The sequence below is a fragment of the Amycolatopsis thailandensis genome (assembly GCF_042723255.1).
In the GTDB taxonomy this organism is placed as follows: Bacteria; Actinomycetota; Actinomycetes; order Mycobacteriales; family Pseudonocardiaceae; genus Amycolatopsis; species Amycolatopsis thailandensis.
In genome coordinates, this window is record NZ_JBHXJK010000164.1 from 1 (window position 1) to 16378 (window position 16378).

General features: G+C 69.5%; 16 protein-coding genes. 5 read left to right on the top strand and 11 right to left on the bottom strand.

Annotated features, from left to right (window positions below):
- Nucleotides 1-68 precede the first annotated feature (68 nt).
- Nucleotides 69-1256, top strand: a complete 1188-nt coding sequence (locus tag ACFWMR_RS37920; protein ID WP_378381885.1) for an 8-amino-7-oxononanoate synthase — start codon at nucleotides 69-71, stop codon at nucleotides 1254-1256.
- On the opposite strand, the gene ACFWMR_RS37925 is transcribed toward ACFWMR_RS37920, so the two are convergent.
- A complete protein-coding gene (locus tag ACFWMR_RS37925) occupies nucleotides 1222-1704 on the bottom strand; it encodes a GNAT family N-acetyltransferase (protein ID WP_093939309.1) in 483 nt (160 codons plus the stop codon). The genes ACFWMR_RS37920 and ACFWMR_RS37925 overlap by 35 nt on opposite strands.
- A 33-nt stretch (nucleotides 1705-1737) precedes the next feature.
- Nucleotides 1738-2571: a S1 family peptidase gene (locus ACFWMR_RS37930; protein WP_378276598.1), complete on the bottom strand. Its 834-nt coding sequence runs from the start codon at nucleotides 2569-2571 to the stop codon at nucleotides 1738-1740.
- A gap of 277 nt (nucleotides 2572-2848) precedes the next feature.
- Between ACFWMR_RS37930 and ACFWMR_RS37935 the strand changes: the two genes are divergently transcribed.
- Nucleotides 2849-3613: a M15 family metallopeptidase gene (locus ACFWMR_RS37935; RefSeq protein WP_378381886.1), complete on the top strand. Its 765-nt coding sequence runs from the start codon at nucleotides 2849-2851 to the stop codon at nucleotides 3611-3613.
- Between the two features lie 76 nt (nucleotides 3614-3689).
- Nucleotides 3690-5084, top strand: coding sequence for a mycothione reductase (locus ACFWMR_RS37940; RefSeq protein WP_378381887.1), 1395 nt, complete (start codon nucleotides 3690-3692; stop codon nucleotides 5082-5084).
- Between the two features lie 86 nt (nucleotides 5085-5170).
- On the opposite strand, the gene ACFWMR_RS37945 is transcribed toward ACFWMR_RS37940, so the two are convergent.
- Nucleotides 5171-5683 (bottom strand): hypothetical protein, encoded by a 513-nt coding sequence (locus ACFWMR_RS37945; RefSeq protein ID WP_378381888.1) that lies wholly within the window; start codon nucleotides 5681-5683, stop codon nucleotides 5171-5173.
- A gap of 55 nt (nucleotides 5684-5738) precedes the next feature.
- Nucleotides 5739-6986 carry a CynX/NimT family MFS transporter gene (locus ACFWMR_RS37950; protein ID WP_093939311.1) on the bottom strand — a complete coding sequence of 416 codons (1248 nt, stop codon included), beginning with the start codon at nucleotides 6984-6986 and terminating at the stop codon, nucleotides 5739-5741.
- A 48-nt stretch (nucleotides 6987-7034) separates the two neighbouring features.
- On the opposite strand from ACFWMR_RS37950, the gene ACFWMR_RS37955 reads away from it, so the two are divergent.
- Entirely contained in the window at nucleotides 7035-7724 is a 690-nt protein-coding gene (locus ACFWMR_RS37955; RefSeq protein ID WP_093939312.1) for a FadR/GntR family transcriptional regulator, read from the top strand.
- Between the two features lie 168 nt (nucleotides 7725-7892).
- Here ACFWMR_RS37955 and map read toward each other — a convergent pair whose 3' ends face one another.
- The 6 genes from map to dxr all read right to left on the bottom strand — a co-directional run bounded on the left by map (nucleotide 7893) and on the right by dxr (nucleotide 15363).
- On the bottom strand, nucleotides 7893-8750 hold the full coding sequence (gene map / locus ACFWMR_RS37960) for a type I methionyl aminopeptidase (protein WP_378248020.1): 858 nt from the start codon (nucleotides 8748-8750) through the stop codon (nucleotides 7893-7895).
- 23 nt (nucleotides 8751-8773) lie between these two features.
- Nucleotides 8774-10579, bottom strand: a complete 1806-nt coding sequence (locus ACFWMR_RS37965; protein WP_378381889.1) for a penicillin-binding transpeptidase domain-containing protein — start codon at nucleotides 10577-10579, stop codon at nucleotides 8774-8776.
- A 50-nt stretch (nucleotides 10580-10629) separates the two neighbouring features.
- Nucleotides 10630-11484 (bottom strand): GNAT family N-acetyltransferase, encoded by an 855-nt coding sequence (locus ACFWMR_RS37970; protein WP_093939315.1) that lies wholly within the window; start codon nucleotides 11482-11484, stop codon nucleotides 10630-10632.
- Between the two features lie 164 nt (nucleotides 11485-11648).
- Nucleotides 11649-12800, bottom strand: a complete 1152-nt coding sequence (ispG, locus tag ACFWMR_RS37975; protein WP_076155264.1) for a flavodoxin-dependent (E)-4-hydroxy-3-methylbut-2-enyl-diphosphate synthase — start codon at nucleotides 12798-12800, stop codon at nucleotides 11649-11651.
- Between the two features lie 118 nt (nucleotides 12801-12918).
- Nucleotides 12919-14154 (bottom strand): M50 family metallopeptidase, encoded by a 1236-nt coding sequence (locus ACFWMR_RS37980; RefSeq protein ID WP_378381890.1) that lies wholly within the window; start codon nucleotides 14152-14154, stop codon nucleotides 12919-12921.
- 3 nt (nucleotides 14155-14157) lie between these two features.
- Nucleotides 14158-15363 (bottom strand): 1-deoxy-D-xylulose-5-phosphate reductoisomerase, encoded by a 1206-nt coding sequence (gene dxr / locus ACFWMR_RS37985; RefSeq protein WP_378381891.1) that lies wholly within the window; start codon nucleotides 15361-15363, stop codon nucleotides 14158-14160.
- A gap of 95 nt (nucleotides 15364-15458) precedes the next feature.
- Here dxr and ACFWMR_RS37990 point away from each other — a divergent pair, with 95 nt between their 5' ends.
- Nucleotides 15459-15728, top strand: coding sequence for a DUF2631 domain-containing protein (locus ACFWMR_RS37990; RefSeq protein WP_378381892.1), 270 nt, complete (start codon nucleotides 15459-15461; stop codon nucleotides 15726-15728).
- A gap of 12 nt (nucleotides 15729-15740) precedes the next feature.
- Here ACFWMR_RS37990 and ACFWMR_RS37995 read toward each other — a convergent pair whose 3' ends face one another.
- Complete coding sequence (locus ACFWMR_RS37995; protein WP_378381893.1) at nucleotides 15741-16343, bottom strand: hypothetical protein; 603 nt, start codon at nucleotides 16341-16343, stop codon at nucleotides 15741-15743.
- Nucleotides 16344-16378 lie beyond the last annotated feature (35 nt).

Here is a 16378-nt window from a genome sequence, read left to right on the forward strand (position 1 = left end):
TCCTTGCGCCTGGCGCAAGGAAGGGGGCCTTCATGTACTTGCCGACCACGGATGGGAGACTGCGGGACGTGACTTCTCCCGGCCCCGTTTCCCAGAACCTCCCGCCCGACCAGGTCTTCGACTGGCTCGACGTGGAGGCGGAGAAGCGGGCCGAGGCCGGGCTGGTGCGCAAGCTGCGCATCCGGCAGGCGCAGGAACCCGAGCTGGACCTCGCGGGCAACGACTACCTCGGGCTCGCCAGGGACAAGCGCGTCGCCGGCGCGGCCGCGGCGGCCGCGCTGCGCTGGGGCGCCGGGTCGACGGGCTCCCGGCTCGTCACCGGCACCACCGAGGTCCACGCCGAACTCGAGCACGAACTCGCCCGCTTCTGCGGCGCGCAGGCGGCACTGGTCTTCTCGTCCGGGTTCACCGCGAACCTCGGCGCCGTCACGGCCCTGTCCGGCGCTGATTCCGCGATCGTCACGGACAAGTACATCCACGCGTCGCTGATCGAGGGCTGCCGGCTGTCCCGTTCGGACATCGCCGCCGTCGCGCACAGCGAGCCGAGCGCCATCAAGCACGCGCTGGCGACCCGCCGCAAGCCTCGCGCGCTCGTCGTCACCGATTCCGTGTTCTCCGTGGACGGCGACATCGCCCCGCTGGAGGAACTCGCCAGGGTCTGCCGGGAGCACGGCGCGTCCCTGCTCGTCGACGACGCCCACGGCTTCGGCGTCCTCGGCGAGGGTGGCCGCGGTGCCGTCCACGCGGCGGGTCTCTCCGGCGCGCCGGACGTCGTCACCACGATCACGCTGTCGAAATCCCTTGGGGCGCAAGGCGGAGCGGTGCTCGGACCGCGTCGCGTGATCAAGCATCTCGTGGACACCGCGCGCAGCTTCATCTTCGACACCGCGCTCGCGCCCGCCAGCGCCGCCGCCGCGCTGGCCGCTCTCAGCGCGTTGAAGGCCGAGCCGGAGCTCGCGACCAAGGTGACCGAAGCCGCCGGAAACCTTGCGATGCAACTGAAAGCGGCAGGGTTCCGGGTTGGTCTCCCGGACGCCGCGGTGATCTCGATCCAGGCGCCCTCGCCCGACGCGGCCGTCGCGTGGGCCTCCTCCTGCGCGGATCAGGGTGTGCGGGTCGGCTGCTTCCGGCCGCCGTCCGTGCCCGACGGCATCTCCCGCCTGCGCCTGACCGCGCGGGCCGACCTCACCGAAGCCGATGTGGACCGCGCGGTCGCCGTGATCACGGCAGCGGCGCCTCCCGGCGCCACATCGTGAGGTGCGGGATCCCGTCTTCCATGAACTCGTCGCCCTCGGCCACGAAGCCGTACTTGCCGTAGAAGTCTTTCGCGTAGGTCTGCGCGTCGAGGACGCACGGCGCGTCGCCGATCCCCGCGAGCGCCGTCTCCATCAGCCGTCCCGCCAGTCCCTTGCCCCGTGAGCGGACGGCCGTGCACACCCTGCCGATCCGGAAGGTGCCGCCGGCGTCCTGCAGGACCCGCAGGTACGAGTCGACGGCGACCGAGCCACCGACCCAGAGATGCCGGGTGCCGGGCAGGAGGTCGCGCCCGTCGATCTCGTGATAGGCGACGTTCTGCTCGACGACGAACACGTCGACGCGCAGGCGGAGGATGCCGTGCAGCTGTGCGGCGGTGATCTCGTCACCGGCGACGGACAGCGGGAACGACGAGGTCTCGGTGATCGGGGTGTCGGTGCTCACGCCCACTTGTTAGCACATCGGACGTGAAGAAGGCATCGATCAGCCGATCAGCCGGCGTCCGTTTTGCTGCGAGATCTCGTTCGCGAAGTGGGAGACGCGGGTGTACACACCCGGCTTGCCCGCCTTCGCGCAGCCTTCGCCGAACGACACGATCCCGATCAGGGTGTCGCCCACCATCAGCGGTCCGCCCGAATCACCCTGGCAGGCGTCGACGCCGCCTTCGGGGTACCCGGCGCACACCATGTCGCTCGGGTCGTAGCCGGAGTACGCGGTGCGGCAGGTCTTGTCGCTGACCACCGGGACGACCGCGCTGCGCAGGTAGTCCGACCGCGCGCCGCCATCGGCGACCCGGCCCCAGCCGAGGACCGTGGCCTTCGTGCCTTCTTCGTAGAGGTCCGCGTTGCCGTTGTCCGCGACCCTCGCGGGCCGGTACGGCAGCTGCCCGCTGACCGTCATCACCGCGATGTCGTCACCCTTGCCGGGATCGCCGCTGTAGTCGGGGCTGACCCAGATCTTCGAAACGCGCAGCTCGACGCCGTCTCGCGAACGCTTGTCCTCGCGTCCCGCGACCACGCGGACGTCGTTCTTCTTGACCGCGACCGCGCAGTGCGCCGCCGTCGCGACCGTCGTGGAGCTGACGATCACCGCTCCGCAGTACTGGTTCCCGCCGCGATCGGCCAGGAAGACCGCGTAGGGGTACTGCGAGACCGAAGCCTTGCCACCGCCCACGATCCTCGGTTCGGCCGCCTTCTCCGGGCCGCTCGTCGCGCTGTCGTCCGCCGACGCGCTGGTGACCACGATCGGCACCATCACGGCCGTCGCCAGTACCGCTCCGGCCGCGAGCAGCAGGGTGCGACGTGACTTCTTGGGCATGTTCTTTCCCTTCACCGGGGCGTACGAATGGTCAAGCCCTGGGAAGTCCTTCGACTCCAGCGCGTACACAAGCGATCGCGAATACCCTAATCGGCGAAAGCCCGATGTGGTGTCACTGAAACGGGTGGACCTGTGCTCACCCAACGCATCTGTCAGGCTGGACCTCGTGCGGGCGACGGCGACGATTCTGGCGGGTACGGCTTTTCTCCTCTTTTCGTGTTCCAGCCCGGCGCCGCCCGGCCCGGCACCCGCACCGGCCACCTCGACCACCCCTGCCGTGACCAGCGCTCCCGAGGAAACCTCTTCCGCGGCACCGGTTCCGAGCTCGTCGGCCCCGCCGCCCGCACCGGCCTGGCAGGTCGGCGCGAAGCCGCTTCCCTTGCGCCCTGACGGTTTCGGGCAGATCCTCCCGACTCCTCCCGTCCTGGCAAATCGTTCCCTGCCGACCGCCGATCCGCTTCCCCCGCCCGCCGGGAACCGGTTCGCGGGCACGGTGAACCCGGTCCCGGCGGACGTGCTCGCGCGCAGCACCTGGCAGGCGGGGTGCCCGGTCAAAGCCGCCGAACTGCGCTATCTCACGTTGTCTTTCTGGGGATTCGACGGCCGCGCGCACACCGGGGAAATGCTCGTGAACGCTTCCGTGGCGAATCCCGTGGTGACCGTATTCGGCCGGTTGTTCTCCGCGAGGTTCCCGATCGAGGAAATGCGCGTGACCGCTCCCGCCGAACTCACCGCCGCCCCGACCGGCGACGGGAACAACACCAACGCCTTCGTCTGCCGTCCCGCCCGCGGCCAGACGAACTGGTCCGCGCACGCCTACGGGCTCGCGATCGACGTCAACCCGTTCTGCAACCCGTACACCAAGGGTGACCTCGTCCTGCCCGAACTGGCGTCGGCGTACCTCGATCGGGGAAACCGGCGGCCGGGGATGATCACTTCCGGGGATCCGACCGTGGCCGCCTTCTCCGCGATCGGCTGGACCTGGGGCGGCACCTGGACGACACCGAAGGACCGGATGCACTTCAGCTCCACCGGGCGCTGACCGGGAACAACCGGCCGCCGTGAGAAGTTGGCTAGAGTCGGAACCACCCCGCTCCCCCGCCGCAAAGGAAGACAGCGTGCCCCACTACGACCTGGTGATCGTCGGTACCGGATCGGGCAACTCGATCCTCGACCCGCGTTTCGCGGACTGGAACACGGCGATCGTGGAGAAGGGCACGTTCGGCGGCACCTGCCTGAACGTGGGCTGCATCCCGACGAAGATGTTCGTGCACGCCGCCAACGTCGCGGCCACGCCCGCTTCGTCGTCGAAGTTCGGCGTGGACGAGGAGCTGACCGGGGTCCGCTGGCGCGACGTGCGCGACAGGGTCTTCGGGCGGATCGACCCGATCGCGGCGGGCGGCCGCGAGTACCGCGTCCAGCACGAGGACAACAAGAACGTCACCGTCTACGAGGGCGAAGGGCGCTTCACCGGGCACAAGGAGCTGCTGGTCAGCTACCCCGACGGCCGTCCCGCCGAGACGATCACCGCCGACAGGTTCGTGCTCGCCGCCGGCGGGCGCCCGGTGATCCCGGACGTCCCCGGCCTCGCCGAAACCGGCTACCATACCTCCGACACGGTGATGCGGCTCGACGAACTGCCCGCGAGCATCGTGATCCTCGGCGGCGGGTACATCGCGGCCGAGTTCGCGCACGTCTTCGCCTCGTTCGGGGTGGACGTGACCGTGGTCAACCGGTCCGGCGCGCTGCTGCGTTCCGAGGACGACGACGTCAGCGCCCGGTTCACCGAACTGGCGGCGCAGCGGTTCGACGTCCGGCTCGACCGGAAGACCGTCCGCGCGCGCAAGACCGGGTCGGGCGTCGCCCTGGACCTCGAAGGTCCGCAGGGCGCCGAGACCGTCGAGGCCGAGATGCTGCTGGTCGCCACCGGCCGCACGCCGAACTCCGACATCCTCGACGTCGCCGCCACCGGCGTGACCACGGGCGAACGCGGGCACGTCGTGGTCGACGAGTACCAGCAGACCGTGGTCGACGGGATCTACGCGCTCGGCGACATCTCGTCGGTCTTCGAGCTGAAGCACGTCGCGAACCACGAACAGCGCGTCGTGCAGCACAACCTGCTGCACCCGGAGGAGCGGATCGAGGCCGATCACCGGTTCGTCCCGCACGCGGTGTTCACCTCGCCGCAGGTCGCTTCGGTCGGGGTGACCGAACGCGAGGCCCGCGAGCGCGGTGTTTCGTACGTGACATCGCACCAGGACTACGCCGGCATCGCCTACGGCTGGGCGATGGAGGACACCACCGGTTTCGCGAAGCTGCTCGCCGACCCGGCCACCGGGCAGCTGCTCGGCGCGCACATCATCGGCCCGCAGGCGTCGTCGGTGATCCAGCCGCTGATCCAGGCGATGAGCTTCGGTCTCGACGCGAAGAGCATGGCGCGCGGGCAGTACTGGATCCACCCGGCGATGCCGGAACTGGTCGAGAACGCGCTGCTGAACCTTCCGCTGGACTGACGGGAGCGCATTTAGTCGACTAAATGCGCTCACCAGAGGGACGCGACGCCCGAGTGAGGCGCATTTAGTCGACTAAATGCGCGGGGTCAGACGACGAGAGTGCAGGCGTGGGACTCGTTTCGCGCCGCGAGGTCGCGCACCGCGTCCCTTGTGTCGGCCAAGACGATCATCAAGGCGGGCGAGCGGGCCCCGTCCTCCGAGAACCGCTCACCCGCCTCGGCGTATCGGCGGACCGCCGCCAAGAACTCCTCCCGCGCCGATGCCGCCCCTCCCGGCACCGTGCGGACCCCCGTCGCCCCCTTGAGGACGTCCTTGGCGCCGTCCGCCTTCACCGCGACGTAGTGCTGCGACTTGCGCAGCTCGGTCGCGGCGTCCCCCTTCGCGTCCGGCCAGTAGCGTCGGATCTCCGCGCCGCTGTCCTTCCACACCTGTACGCACACCCGGTCGACGGCGCGGTAGAACTCGTGCGACGAAATCGCCGCCGCGGGCCGCTCCGACGCGACGGCGATACACACCGCGGCGAAACACGCCAACGCCGTCCCGTACGCCAGTCCCTCCACCACGCCGACCCCCAGAACCGAGTTTTTGAACAGGTTCAACTCGATCAGGCTAAGGCTCCGCCCGGTGCGGGGTCAAGGAGTTTTTTGAACGCGTTCAGACAAAGCGGCGGCGACCGGCCAAGGCGCCGAAGGTCATCTGCGCGACGAAGACCACGAGCATCATGATCCAGGGGACGGTCCAGCCGTGGGTGAGGTCGTGAAGCAGTCCGAAGAGGAACGGCCCGACGGCCGCCATCAGGTAGCCGATGCCCTGCGCCATCCCCGAAAGCCGCGCGGTGTCCTCACCGCTGCGCGCCCGCAGCGCGATCACCGTCAGCGCGAGCGAGAAGACGCTCATCCCGAGCCCGATCAGGACGCACCAGAGCAGCGGCGAAGCCTCCGGGGCGACCATCATGCCGACCATGCCGACGAAGCCGAAGACACCCAGCCCGACGATCCACGGGCTCTGGCTGTTCGCCCGCGCGGCCATCGGGGCCACCACGAGGCTGATCGGGACGGCGATGAGCGACATCAGCCCGAGGAGCAGCCCGGAGTCGCCCTTGCTCACCCCCGCGTCGATCATCACTTCCGGCAGCCAGCCCATCACGACGTAGGCCAAAAAGGCCTGAGTGCCGAAGAAAAGCGTGACCATCCACGCAAGGGGGCTCCGCAGGAGCGATCGCCCGCTACCCTGCTTGCCTGCCTCGGCGACGGGCGCACGTCCCGCACCGCGGGCTGCGAGAATCCAGACGAGGAGTGCGAGCACCGCCAGCACCGACCAGGCGCCGAGACCTTGGCGCCAGCCGCCGAACGCGTTCTCCAAGGGAGGGGTGAGCGCAGACCCCAGGGCGCCTCCGCCCTGCAAGGCGGCGGTGTACACACCGGTCATCATGCCGACACGCGCCGGGAAGGAGTCCTTGATGACGACTGGGATCAGTACGTTCGCCAAGGCGATTCCCGCCGTGGCCACCAGGGTTCCCCCGAGCACGACGTACGGTCCGTCGATCACCCGCAGCACCAGGCCGACGGCCAGCACCGACAGCGCGGACGCGATCGCCGCGCCGATGCCGAACCGGCGGGCCAGCAGGGGCGCGGCGAGTCCGGCGGCGGCGAAACAGAGCCCCGGGAGCGTGGTGAGCACGCCCGCCCAGGTCGCCGTGGCGCCGAGGTCGTCGCGCATCTCGCCGAGGATCGGGCCGACACTGGTGATCGCCGGGCGCAGATTGAGGGCCACCAGGATCACCGCGACACCGAGCAGGACGCCGCCGGTGATCACCCCCGGCCGCCACTCCGTTTCGATCGAGCCTTCGAGTTCGAGACTGTCATCGAACGGGGAAACGGGTTCTCGGGAGTCGACACGCACGTCGGCTAGTATCACATACATAGGATGATTGGATGAAGGGACAACGCTGTGCCATTGGCCACCACGCGCCGTGCCGGCCTGGTCGATCAGGTCATCGAGCAGCTGCGTGACGCCGTCACGCAGGGAGAATGGCCCATCGGGCAGCGGATTCCGACCGAGCCCGAGCTGGCAGGGCAGCTCGGCGTCGGCCGTAACACCGTCCGCGAGGCCGTTCGCGCTCTCGCGCACACGGGGCTGCTCGAGGTCCGGCAGGGCGACGGAACCTACGTGAGGGCGACGAGCGAGGTCTCGGGCGCCATCCGGCGGTTGTGCGGTTCGGAGCTGCGTGAGGTGCTGCAAGTGCGGCGCATCCTCGAGGTCGAAGGTGCCCGGCTAGCGGCCGCGTCGCGGACCGAGGAGGAAGTGGCCGAGCTGCGCTCGCTGCTCGAACGCCGCAACGCCGAACTGCGCGAGGGCCATTGGGAGGATTTCGCCCGGCTCGACGCGGAATTCCACTTCGCCGTCGTCCAAAGTGGACATAACACCCTGCTGACCGAGATGTACCGCGGGCTCACCGAGGTGATCACGGCCAGCGTGGCCGCGACGTCGAACGTGACGCCGGGACGCGAATACCTGCCGGAGATAGGGCACGAAGGGCTCGCCGAGGCCATCGCCGACGGCGACGCCGACCGGGCGGCCAGCGAGGCGTGCGGTTTCCTGGACGAACTCCTGGCCCGCGTGGACCACGAGGACGCCTGACCGACAAGCGGTCTCCCCAAGGGCGCCCTGCGCCCGACGGAGACTTCACGTCGCGCGCCCTCTTTGGGCCGGAGGCCCACGGAAACACGATGAAGGGGCGCCTTCACACTCACCGTGACGTTGAGCGTGAACTGGCGCCCCTTCGGCGTGTTTACGTCAGCGCGCGACCTAGGGCACTGTGAGGATCTCCGCGCCGTCCTCGGTCACCACGAGGGTGTGCTCGAACTGGGCGGTCCACTTCTTGTCCTTGGTGGTGACGGTCCAGTCGTCGGCCCAGATGTCGTAGTCGATGGTGCCGAGGGTGATCATCGGCTCGATCGTGAAGGTCATGCCCTGCTCGATGACCGTTTCGACCGACGGCTCCTCGTAGTGCAGGACGGTCGGCGCGGTGTGGAACGCCGGGCCGACGCCGTGACCGGTGAAGTCCCGCACGACGCCGTAGTCGAACCGCTTCGCGTACGCCTCGATGACGCGGCCGATCACGTTGAGCTGCCTGCCGGGGCGGACGGCCTTGATCGCGCGCATGGTCGCCTCGCGGGTGCGCTCGACCAGCAGCCGCGCCTCCTCGGAGACGTCACCCGCCAGGAACGTCGCGTTGGTGTCGCCGTGGACGCCGCCGATGAACGCGGTGACGTCGATGTTGCAGATGTCGCCGTCCTCGATCACCGTCGAGTCCGGGATGCCGTGGCAGATCACCTCGTTGAGCGAGGTGCAGCACGATTTCGGGAACGCGCGGTAGCCGAGGGTGGACGGGTACGCGTGGTTGTCCAGCAGGAACTCGTGGATCACCTTGTCGATGTCGTCGGTGGTCGCGCCGGGTTTGACGGCCTTGCCGCCCTCCTCGAGCGCCTGTGCCGCGATCCGGCTCGCGACGCGCATCGCCTCGATCACCTCGGGCGTGCGGACCCCGTTGCCCGTGTCGCGTTTCGGCGCCGGCCGGTCGACATACTCGGGGCGGGCGATGCTGGCGGGGACGACTCGCCTGGGCGTCTGGACGCCGGGCTTCAAGGGGGAACGAACGGACATGAGTCCAGCCTACGACCTGACGGCTAGCCGAGCCCCGCCAGGAAGCGCTGGGCCGCCTCGACCGCCGGTCTGGACGTGCCCGCGTCGGTCGTCAGCACCGCGAAGGCGAGGTCTCCGGTGTAACCGGCGAACCAGCCGTGCGAATGCGTGCCGTCGCCGAACTGGGCCGTCCCGGTCTTGCCCCGGACGTCGGGCAGCGGCTTGAGCAGCGTCGCCGTGCCGTCGGTGACGACCTCGCGCATCATCCCGCGCAGCGCGTCGAGCACCTCCGGCCGGATCGGTTTCCCGAGCCCGGACGACGTCGCGGCCATCCCCCGCACCAGCGTCGGCACCGGGATCTTCCCCGACTGGACCGTGGCGGTGGCGACCGCGAGACCGAACGGGCTCGTCACCACGGTCCCCTGGCCGAAGCCGTTCTCCGCCCGCTGCGCGACGGTGTTCGCCGGTGGCACCGAGCCGGTGATCGTGGTCAGGCCGGGGATCACGAAGTCGGCGCCGACGCCGAGGTCGCGCGCGGCGTCGGTCAGCGCGGCGGGCGGCAGGTCGGTCGCGAGCTTCGCGAAGGTCGTGTTGCAGGACTTGGCGAACGCCGTCGACAACGGGACGACGCCGAGGGCGAACTTGCCCTCGTTCGGCACCGTCCGGTTTTCGAAGGTGGCCGTGCCGGGGCAGTCGACGGGGCTGTCCGCCCGCACCGAGCCAGCGGACAGCGCGGCGACGGCGGTGGCGATCTTCATCGTGGAGCCCGGCGGGAACCGGCCGGTGAGCGCGATCGCGCCCTGGGCGTCGGCCGGGGTGTTCTGCGCCACGGCCAGGATTTCGCCCGTCGACGGCTGGATCGCGACCAGCGCGGCGGCCGTCGGGACCGGGGCGAGCGCCCGCTCCGCCGAACCCTGCGCCTTCACACTGAGCGTGCTGACGACCGCGGGGGCCGGTTTGGGGCGTTCGTCGTGCAGGTCGACGATCTCGCCACCTGCCGTGTCGAGCGTGACGACGCGCCAGCCCGCCGACCCCTCGACCTGGTCCTCGACGAGCGTGCGGACGGACGGCAGCACCTGCTTGCCGAAGTTCTTGTCGTCGGGAAGCAGCCTGTCCTGCTGGCTGAACCGGACGCCGGGCAGGTCGTAGATCTCGGGTTTCACCTCTTGGTAGCTGCTCGCCCGCAGGCTCACCACCGGATAGCCGGCTCCCGGTTTGAGCGCCTTCACCCCGTCGCGGATCGACTGCCCGGTCACCGTGGCTTCGAACCGGTTGAGCGCCGCGCCGAGTTTGTCGGAGACCGCCACCAGGTCGCCCGCCTTGGCCGGGTCGAGCACCACGCTGACGACGTTCTGCGGGCGCAGCAACGGCATCCCGTCGCGGTCCAGCACCGGCGCGAGGTCCGGCGGCTCGGACTTCAGCGCGATGGTCTGCTGCGCGGCCAGCTGCGGATGGAGCACGGTGGGCAGCCAGCGCACCTTCCAGCCGCCCTGGGTGGAGTAGACCTGCGCGTCGGCCTTGTACGTCCACACCCGGCCGCGCGGGAGATTCCACGTGAGCTGATAGGTCGCCGTCCCGTTGTCCGCCCCGGACGCGTGCTTGACCTCGTCCGCCGCGACCTTGACCGACTCGGGGGAAAGCGCTTTCCGCGCCATCTCCAGTGCCGCCCGCGCGGCGTCCGGCGAATCGGTGAAGAACGCCGCCGCGGCGGCGTCTCCGGAAGAGAGTCCGTCGAGGAAACCCGTGATCGCGTCTTCAGGGCCCGAATCGGCGAAGAGGCCGCACCCGGCGGCCGAAAGGCCCACCACCCCCGCGAGCACGACGACGGCGAAACGACGACCTGCTGGCATGCCCCGGATCCTGCCATTCCCGGCGGTTTCCGACCGGATGCAACGCCGTTCTAGAAAAGAACAGTCGCGTACTGTCCGACCTGCTGGAAGCCGATCTTGCGATAGGCCGCGAGCGCCGGGCTGTTGTAGGCGTTGACGTACAGGCTCGCGGTGCGGCCCATGCCGCGGACGAGCCTGGTCACCACGGACGCCGTCCCGGCGGTGCCGAGGCCGCCGCCGCGGCGTTCCGGATGCACCCAGACGCCCTGGATCTGGCCGACCGTGGAGGACATCGCGCCGATCTCGGCCTTGAAGACGACCTCGCCGTCCTCGAACCGCGCGAACGCCCTGCCGCCGGCGATGAGCTCCGCGACCCGGGCGCGGTAACCGGCTCCGCCGTCGCCGTTGCGGGGGTCGACGCCGACCTCTTCGATGAACATGGCTATCGCGGCCGGGAGGTACCTGTCGAGTTCCTCCGGGCGCACGGCGCGGACCGCCGGATCGGCGGCGACGGACGGGATCCCGTCGAGCGCCAGCAGCGGCTGGTCGTGCCGGACTTCGCGGGCGGGGCCCCATTCCGACTCGAGTTCGTCCCACAGCCCCAGCACCTGTTCGGCCGGGCCGACGAGCGAGGAACAGCTCCGCTGGCGGCGCAGGGCACGATCGGCGAAGGAACGCAGAGCGGAGGCGTTGCCGCGCAAAGGGATCAGGTTCGGCCCGGAGAAGCACAGCCCCTGGAGCCTGCCCGCGCGCACCGGGCGGGAATCGGCGGCCCAGAGCTCACCACCGAGCCGCCAGGGGTCGAGACCCGCGGTCTCCACCCTGGCACTGACCATGCAGCTGCCGACCGGGTCTGTGGCGAGCGCGGCACGGACCGCCGGATAGTCCCGATCATCGAGCAGCCGTGCACCTGCAAGCCGCAACACCACTCCAGGGTGCCAGATGAGCGGCGTAAACGGAACGCAAGCTTTACGACACGCTGAGAGAACCTCAGCAGGTCGGGCCCCACAAGCGCCATGAAAGGTCCTTTCCTTGCAAATTTTGCGAGGAAAGGACCTTTCATGGCGTGGTCTCGACCACTCGGCCGGATTCAGCCGACGGTGACGGTGGGTTCTCCCTCGCCGATGGTCTGGCCGGATTCTTCGGCGATCCGCATGGCCTCTTCGATCAGCGTCTCGACGATGGCGTGCTCGGGCACGGTCTTGATGACCTCGCCCTTGACGAAGATCTGCCCCTTGCCGTTGCCCGAAGCGACGCCGAGGTCGGCCTCGCGCGCCTCACCCGGGCCGTTGACGACGCAGCCCATGACCGCGACGCGCAGCGGGACCTCCATGCCCTCCAGGCCGGCGGTGACCTGCTCGGCGAGCGTGTAGACGTCCACCTGCGCGCGGCCGCACGAGGGGCAGGAGACGATCTCGAGCTTGCGCTCCTTGAGGTTCAGCGACTGCAGGATCTGGATCCCGACCTTGACCTCTTCCACCGGCGGCGCCGACAGCGACACGCGGATGGTGTCGCCGATGCCCTGGCGCAGCAGCGCGCCGAAGGCCACGGCCGATTTGATGGTGCCCTGGAACGCCGGGCCGGCTTCGGTGACCCCGAGGTGCAGCGGGTAGTCGCACTGCTCGGCGAGGATCTCGTACGCGCGCACCATGACCACCGGGTCGTTGTGCTTCACGGAGATCTTGACGTCGTAGAAGTCGTGCTCGGCGAACAGCGACGCCTCCCACAGCGCCGACTCGGCCAGCGCCTCCGGGGTCGCCTTGCCGTACTTGTCCATGATCCGCTTGTCCAGCGAACCCGCGTTGACGCCGATCCGGATCGGGGTGCCGTGGTCCTTCGCCGCGCGGGCGATCTCCTTGACCTGATCGTCGAACTTGCGGATGTTGCCCGGGTTCACCCGGACCGCCGCGCACCCGGCTTCGATCGCGGCGAAGACGTACTTCGGCTGGAAGTGGATGTCGGCGATCACCGGGATCTGCGACTTCCGCGCGATCGCGGGCAGCGCCTCGGCGTCGTCCGCCGACGGGCACGCGACGCGCACGATGTCACAGCCCGCAGCCGTCAGCTCGGCGATCTGCTGCAGGGTCGCGTTGACGTCCGAGGTGAGCGTGGTGGTCATCGACTGCACCGAGATCGGGTGCTCGCTGCCGACGCCGACCGGCCCGACCTGCAGCTGTCGGGTCTTGCGACGCTCGGAGAGGACGGGAGGAGGAAGCGCTGGCATACCAAGAGCGACAGTCACGCCCTCAAGCGTACCTACCCCGATCGGCGGACATCCACGACGTCAGCCGTCACGGTGAGCAGCATTACCTGGGCGGCCCAACGGTGCTGACAGTGCGCTCCGTGACCGCCCTTCCCCGTCACTGGAACAGCTTGACCGGATTCACGATGTCGGCGGTGATGGTGAGCAAAGTGACCGCGCCGCCGATGAAGACGAGCACCAACGTGACCGCGGAGAGCTTCGTGTAGTCGACCGGACCACCCGCCGCCTTCCCGCGCAGCTTCCGGAACCAGTCCCGGACCCGCTCGTACCAGACGACCGCGATGTGCCCGCCGTCGAGCGGGAGCAGCGGCAGCAGGTTGAACACGCCGATGAAGAAGTTCAGGCTCGCCAGCAGGAGGAGGAAGACCTCCCACAGCCCGCGCTCGGCGGCCTCGCCACCGATCCGGCTGGCGCCGACCACGCTGACCGGGGTGTTCGGGTCGCGCTCGCCGCCGAAGATGGACTCCACCACCGCGGGCATCCGCGACGGGAACTCGATCAGCCGCTTGGCGGTTTCGGAGAACATCGTGCCGGTGAAGTCGAACGTCGCCCCGATCGCGTCGACCGGACCGTAGGTCGCCACTACCGACTTCGGCACCGGTGAGGCGCCGATCATGCCGACGTCCTTGACCGTGGTCTTGTTCTCACCGTCGGCGACCAGTCGCTGCACGCGCGGCACGTCGACGGTCAGGTTGAGCCGCTGCCCGTTGCGCTCGACCACGAACGGTGTCGGGCCTCCGGCGACCTGGACGGCCGCGAGCATGTCGGTCCAGGCCGGTGTCGGCTTGCCCGCCACCGACAGGATCCTGTCGCCTGCCTGAATCCCGGCGGTCTGCGCGGGGGTGGGGGCGCCGGGCGGGCAGGACTTGTCGTTCAACTGCTCGACGGTGGTGGCCGCACGGGCACACGACGTGGCGCTGATCACCGGCTCGGTGGGCGCCTTCGCCGCGTCCGGGTTCGGCAGGCCCATGGTGACGGCCATCAGGTACAGGATGACGAAACCGAGGATGAAGTGCGTCACCGAACCCGCCGCCATGACGACGGTGCGCTTCCAGGTCTTGAAGCGCCACATCGCGCGCTTCGACTCCTCCGGGGTGACCTCGTCGAGCGCGGTCATACCCGCGATGTCGCAGAACCCGCCGAGCGGGATCCACTTGAGGCCGTACTCGGTGTCGCCGCGGCGGAAGGAGAACACCGTCGGCCCGTAGCCGACGAAGAAGCGCCGGACCTTCATGCCGAAGGCCTTCGCCGCCCACATGTGACCGGCCTCGTGCAGCGCGACAGACAGGCAGATGCCCAGCGCGAACAGCACGATCCCGAGAATGAAGACCACGCGCTACTTCCCCTTACCGATCAGCGCACCGGCACGCGCGCGAGCCCAGCGCTCGGCAGCAAGTACGTCATCCACGTCGCGAGGTTCGCGACGCCATTCGTCGGCGGCTTCCACCACCTGGGCAATAGTGTCCACAATCGAGGTGAAGCCGGTGTTCTGTGCCAGGAATGCGGCCACCAGCTCCTCGTTCGCCGCGTTGTAGACCGCCGGGACACAGCCGCCGACGGTTCCGGCGTGCCTCGCCAGCTCGACGGCCGGGAACGCCTCGTTGTCCAGCGGCTCGAAGGTCCAGCTCGCGGGCTTGTCCCAGACGCACGCGGCCGCGGCGCCGGGGACACGATCCGGCCAGTGCAGGGCCAGCGCGATCGGCAGCCGCATGTCGGGCGGGCTGGCCTGGGCGATCGTCGAGCCGTCCACAAAGGTCACCATCGAGTGGATGATCGACTGCGGGTGGACGACCACGTCGATGCGCTCGGTCTCGATGTCGAACAGGAGCTTCGCCTCGATCAGTTCCAGCCCCTTGTTGACCAGGGTGGACGAGTTGATCGTGATGAGCGGGCCCATCGACCAGGTCGGATGCGCCATCGCCTGCTCGACGGTGACGTCGGCCAGCTCCTCGCGCTTGCGGCCGCGGAACGGGCCGCCCGAGGCGGTCAGCACCAGCCTGGCGACCTCGGACTCGCGGCCGGCGCGCAGGGCCTGGGCGATCGCGGAGTGCTCCGAATCGACCGGGACCAGCTGGCCGGGCTTGGCCGCGGCGAGCACGAGCGGGCCGCCCGCGATCAGCGACTCCTTGTTGGCCAGCGCGAGCGTGGCGCCGGTGGCGAGCGCGCGCAGGGTCGGCGGGAGCCCCTGGGAGCCGGGGAGCGCGTTGAGCACGACGTCGACCGGGGTGGCGTCGATCATCTCGACGACCGCGTCGGCCCCCGCGTAGATGCGCGGGAGCTTGAAGTCGCCACTGGAGTAGCCGCGCTTCTGCGCTTCGGCGTACAGCGCGAGCTGCAGGTCTTCCACGGCCGTCGGCCTGCTGATCGCCACGGCGTCGACCTGGTGCGCCAGGGCCTGCGCGGCCAGCGCGGCGGGGTCGGAACCGCCCGCGGCGATCCCGGCGACCCGGAACAGCTCCGGGTTACGGGCCGCCACGTCGAGAGCCTGGGCGCCGACCGAACCGGTCGAACCGAGCACGAGCACACTTCGCGAGGTAGTCATCGGGGCTCATTGTCGCTTGGGCCCCATCCGGCGCGTGCAGCCAGGTGTGGGATCATTCGCGGGCAAGCGAACCATCGGGTTTTGAGGAGTTGATCGTGGCGAGCAAAGCGGTCGAAAAGCGCGGCCGGGTGGGCGTCGACACCGTCGACCCCCGCGACGAGCCGTCGGCCGAGTGGGGCTGGCACGGTTCTTTCCCGAAGGCGACGCGGATCGCGGGCTGGCTGTGCGCGATCATCCTGCTGGTGATGCTGTACGGCAATCACCACGGCTGGACCGAGAACCTGTGGCTGATCGGGCTGTCCCTGCTGATGATGTTCGGGCTGGTGCTCGACATCCGCAAGCAGCGCACGGCCTGGCGCAAGTAGTCCGACCACGGCTCAATGGCCCCTGTCCACCCTGGTGGGCAGGGGCCATTCGCCGTTCCGGGCCCAGAGTTCGCCGACGATCTTGACCGCGTCGTCGGCCTCGACCCCGTAGCGATGCCGGTACTTCGCCGCGGGCCGCTGGATCGCCGCGGCGACGTCACCGATGGCGACGTCGTTCCAGGCGCCGTTCGGGAAGAACTGCCGCATCACGGCGAGGAACCGGGCCGTCGCCCAGGCCGGGTCGGTCCGCTGCTCGAAGCTCCCCCAGCTCGCGCGCTGCTGGAAGAGCCCGACCGAGTCGCCGAGCCCGCCGTCGAGGTTGGCGATGCTCGACTCGACGATCACCGTCGCGATCGCGATGGCCGCCGCGCGTTCGTTGAACCCCGATCTCTGGACGGTCTCGACGACCGCTCTGGCGCAGGACGTGTTGTACGGGTTCATGTAGCCGCGCATCTTGGTGGCGAGCTGCTGGTTGAGGCTTTGGGCGGAGTCGTTGTCGTCGGCGGACGCGCCCGCTTGGGCACAGGGCAGGGCGATGTGCTCGACCTGGTCGGGCCGGATTTCGGTGGGCGGGATCAAGACGAGCGAGAGGGCGAGGAAGGCTGCGGTGAACATGCGGCTCCGTTGGTCGTCAGTGGCGATTCGTGTTC

Coding starts and splice junctions, on each gene's coding strand:
- ACFWMR_RS37930 (WP_378276598.1), bottom strand. CDS start 2,571: ATGCCCAAGAAGTCACGTCGCACCCTGCTGCTCGCGGCCGGAGCGGTA.
- map (WP_378248020.1), bottom strand. CDS start 8,750: ATGTCCGTTCGTTCCCCCTTGAAGCCCGGCGTCCAGACGCCCAGGCGA.
- ACFWMR_RS37965 (WP_378381889.1), bottom strand. CDS start 10,579: ATGCCAGCAGGTCGTCGTTTCGCCGTCGTCGTGCTCGCGGGGGTGGTG.
- dxr (WP_378381891.1), bottom strand. CDS start 15,363: ATGACTACCTCGCGAAGTGTGCTCGTGCTCGGTTCGACCGGTTCGGTC.
- ACFWMR_RS37995 (WP_378381893.1), bottom strand. CDS start 16,343: ATGTTCACCGCAGCCTTCCTCGCCCTCTCGCTCGTCTTGATCCCGCCC.